This window comes from Bradyrhizobium sp. (assembly GCF_016462955.1).
Classification (GTDB): domain Bacteria; phylum Pseudomonadota; class Alphaproteobacteria; order Rhizobiales; family Xanthobacteraceae; genus Bradyrhizobium.
In genome coordinates this window covers 1-3,477 of sequence record NZ_JAEMSD010000621.1, presented here as the reverse complement: position 1 = coordinate 3,477, position 3,477 = coordinate 1, and the positions used below count along the sequence as shown (strand labels likewise).

Below are 3,477 nucleotides of genomic sequence, written 5' to 3'. Positions count from 1 at the left end.
GCCTGTCATTGCCGCTCGTAGCTATGGATTCTCAGATACGCAATTGCGCATCATAGCTCGCTGCTTTGCAGCGCCCCCGAATGACGGCGAAGAGCCTACCCCCTCACCCCACGCTCGCGGTCACCACGGCCATCACCGACAGCAGCAGCACGATCGTCACGAGTTGCAGCGAGGCGACCGGGTGGGTGCGCCACGCCGTGATCTTGTCGGACAGCGACAGATGGGCCTCGAAGAATTTCGGCTCGTAGACGGTCTTGAACAAATGCGGGAAGCGCGGGCCCAGCGTCACCGCGATCAGTGCGTGGGTGAACGAGGCGAAGGCGACGAAGATGGCGACGCCGGGATCGCCGGAGAGGTCGTGGTCGCCGGCGAGCTTGAGCAGGAAGGCTGCAGCGGCGAAGGTCGGGAAACTCTGGAGGGTCGCGGTCAGCGCGAGGCCTTCGAGCGCGTTGTGCAGGCGGGACTTTCTCGTGGCGGCGATGGTGGCCATGGCACGTCTCCCTGATGACATGCGGATGACGGTAGGCGCGCTGCCGGTGGGGCGATGTGAGATAGGTCACGCGAGGCGGCGGTCCGGGACTTCGCCTTCCCCGCAAGCGGCAGGGCAAACGCATACGACTTGTGGCGATGGCCTTCGTGCACGCCTCGTCCTTCGAGACGGCGCTGACGCGCCTCCTCAGGATGAGGCTAATCAGCGTCAGTGCCCGTTGAGACTGCTGCCGCGCGCACCGCCCTCATCCTGAGGAGCCCGCTCAAAGCGGGCGTCTCGAAGGATGGCCGCAGGGAAGCATTCGCAAATGCGATAGCCCTGCCGCGAGCGGGGCAAGAGAGACCACGGCGCGGTTCCATCCCTCTGCGTCAAGCTGAGATTGCGCGTTGCTCCATGCGCGTTGCGCGCCAGGCGCTAATTTCGTGCAGTCCTTCCGCAACTCGTGATTGCACCGCCATGAACCGGTCATTGCGCTCGGACGTCAAAACATCTGCAACCTCCCTGTGTTCTTGCGGGTTGCCGATGCGTGACCCATCGCGTTAGCCTTGTGCAACGCCACAGGAACCAAAAAGGACGGGCGGAATGACGGTGGAGAAGCTGAATCGCCAGCGTGTCGTGCATCTGCTCGAGGCCTTCGCACGCGGCGATATCGTGACGGCGCTGTCCTGCTGCACCGAGGACGTCGACTTTCTCACCCATGCGCCGATCGACGTGCTGCCGCACATGGTGCCGCGCCACGGCAAGCAGGAGCTGCGCGAGCTCTGGCAGACGATCTGGTCGCGCTATTCGGAAGTTCGCTACAAGGCGCCGCACATCGTCGCCGAGGGCGAGGTCGTCGCGACCTACGTGCAGGTCTATTTCAAGAAGCGCAGCAACGGCCGCATCGTGCAGTTCGACATGGCGGTGTTCTACACGTTCCGCGGCGGTCTGGTGGCGGAGATCCGCGAGATCACCGATTCCTACGACCTGGCGCAGCAGGTGCTGGAGCGCGAGATCGGGCCGTTGATCACGGGCGCGCGGACCTTTCCGGACTGAGCCCCTCCAGCCCACGCGCTAGTTGGGCGTCGCCCGGGCGGGTGGCTTGGCATCTTTCGCTTCCGGCGGCCGCTTGGCGGACACAGTCCCCTTGGGAGCGGCGGGCTGCGGCGACGGCGCGACCGGCCCCGACTGTCCGACGTTGACCGATAGCCCGAACAACCGCCACTGGCCGTTCACCGGCTCGTACAGCAGCTCGAAATTCACCTGCGACGGCACCGATGGAAAGAAGCCCGCCATCCGCATCATCCCGGTCGGCTCGATCTGCGGCAGCAGGCTGAGCTGGGGATCGATCACGGCGACGCCAGCCAGGTCGAGCTTGTCGTTGCGCTGAGACGCGAAGATCTCGGCCAGACGCGCCGCGGTATTTGCAGCCTGAAATCCCGGGGCGCCGAGATCGCGCAGGACGGTGTAGTTGCCAGTCTTGTTGGCGTGGTCGAGCGCCAGCAGCGTCGACCTCACCAGCATCAGGACGCCGTTGCGGTCGATATTAGCCGGCTTTGCCGCAGGCTGTGCGGGTTGAGCCAGCACGGCCCACCCCATCGACATCAGGAGGACGAGCGCGATGCCTGCGCCTCGCGCTCGCCTTTGGAAGACGTTTCCAGTCACAGCAGCAAAGCCCCACGATTTACTTGCGCCTGCGCGCCAAGCGTCGGCCCCAGCCCCTCGCAACTCTATATCAGCGCGCTTTCGGCGAACAAAACCCGTCGCCGCCGCCCGATGGTCTCAGCGGGCAAGTCGCTGGGCCAGGGAAGCAAGTGACTGTGTTTGGCAAGTCACACTCTCCGAACCATTGGAGCACGGCAACGCCGCCGCGGTTTCAGACGCGGGAACATGGATTAGCCTTCCCGAGGAAACATACTGGAGTAGTACTCGTGTTGATTGCCAAATTTTCCCGACATGTTGCGACTTTGCAAAGCTGGTCTGCACTTGCACTCGCGTGCGCGCTACCGCTGCTTGTGAGCGTCTTTGGTTTGATTGATCCTGCCGCGGCTCAGGCCGTTTGCGGCGTGAGCGCCAATGGCGGCGAGCCTCAGAGCGGCCAGAGTTCGCTCGCCACCAACGTCCACGATACGGCGTGCGGGTTTGGAGCTCTTGCCGCCGGCGCAACTTCCGGCATCTCCGGCGGAGCCACGGCGTTCGGCTATGGCGCCTTCGCCGTCGGAGAGAACTCGACCACTGTCGGGAGTTTCGGAGGGACCGCTGCCAACGTGGCCGGCGTCACCAGTATCGGCGCCAATGCCAATTCGACCACCGGCCTCGTCGGGATCTACTCGACGGCGATCGGTGCCGGATCCGATCCGAGCGCGCTCCTCGAGGTGCTGTCCCGCGGCAACTACAGCGTCGCCATTGGTGGCGGCGACGGCGTCGGCGCCACGCCGGCGCGATCCCAGGGGACGCGCAGCGTGGCGATCGGCGGAAGCACCGCCGCCAACAGCACAGACTCCACCGTGGTCGGGTCCAACTCCACCGTGACCGGCAACAACAGCGGCTCTTTCGGCACCGGCAATACGATCAACGGCACGTCCAGCATCGCGAACGGCAGCAGCAATTCGATCACGGGCGGCAGCAGCGGCGCCTTCGGCACCTCGAACACCGTCAATGCCAACGGCAGTTACGCGATCGGCGTCTCCAATACCGTCACCGGGCCCCGCGCCATCGCGGTCGGCATCTTCACGACCGTGCTCGGCGACAGTGCGGCCGGCGTCGGCGACACGGCCACCGCCTCGGGCCGGATCGCCAGCGCGTTCGGCGCCCTCGCCAATGCTGGCGGCCTCTTCGGAAACGAGGGCACCACGGCGCTCGGAAGCGGCGCCCAGGCGGGCACCGGAGCATCCGGCCAGACCTACGCCACCGCGATCGGCGGCAATGCGCAGGCGCAAGGGGCGAATGCGGTCGCGATCGGGGGCAATATCGGCAGCGGGGCCGGCTTCGCCGCCTATGCGTCAGCG

At 65.7% G+C, this 3,477-nt stretch carries 3 protein-coding genes and 1 pseudogene; 2 read left to right on the top strand and 2 right to left on the bottom strand.

What is annotated here, in order from left to right; all coding sequences use genetic code 11:
* Positions 1 to 103 precede the first annotated feature (103 nt).
* Entirely contained in the window at positions 104 to 490 is a 387-nt protein-coding gene (locus tag JHD07_RS35640; protein WP_291630725.1) for a hypothetical protein, read from the bottom strand.
* A gap of 582 nt (positions 491 to 1,072) precedes the next feature.
* Here JHD07_RS35640 and JHD07_RS35635 point away from each other — a divergent pair.
* The gene (locus JHD07_RS35635; RefSeq protein WP_291630722.1) at positions 1,073 to 1,525 is read left to right on the top strand and encodes a nuclear transport factor 2 family protein; all 453 of its coding nucleotides are present in this window, start codon (positions 1,073 to 1,075) and stop codon (positions 1,523 to 1,525) included.
* Between the two features lie 18 nt (positions 1,526 to 1,543).
* Here the strand turns inward: JHD07_RS35635 and JHD07_RS35630 are convergent, their stop codons facing one another.
* Entirely contained in the window at positions 1,544 to 2,074 is a 531-nt protein-coding gene (locus JHD07_RS35630; protein WP_291630720.1) for a hypothetical protein, read from the bottom strand.
* 461 nt (positions 2,075 to 2,535) lie between these two features.
* Between JHD07_RS35630 and JHD07_RS35625 the strand changes: the two are divergent.
* Positions 2,536 to 3,477, top strand: a pseudogene (locus tag JHD07_RS35625) (hypothetical protein); the annotation flags it as partial.